Raw genomic sequence first — 284 nt, forward strand, 5'->3', positions numbered from 1 at the left:
CGCTCGGAAAGCTACTGCGTGCTTCGATTATCATTACGGCAGTGCTTGTTGCCCTGCAAACACTTGGTTTTAGTATCAGTGGTGTGCTTGCATTTGGTGGTATCGGCGGTATTGCAGTCGGTTTCGCAGCGAAGGATCTATTGGCGAACTTTTTTGGTGGCTTAATGATCTACCTTGACCGACCTTTTGTCGTTGGTGATTGGATTCGTTCACCAGATCAGGAGATTGAAGGAACCGTTGAAAAGGTTGGCTGGCGCTTAACGACCATTCGCACCTTTGACAAA

1 protein-coding gene is annotated in these 284 nt (G+C 47.9%); it reads left to right on the plus strand.

Features of this window, described 5'->3' with window-relative positions; translation table 11 throughout:
- On the plus strand, positions 1-284 hold a 284-nt coding region (locus A3751_RS18135), incomplete at both ends, for a mechanosensitive ion channel family protein (RefSeq protein ID WP_156492607.1).

Source organism: Oleiphilus sp. HI0080, assembly GCF_001635135.1.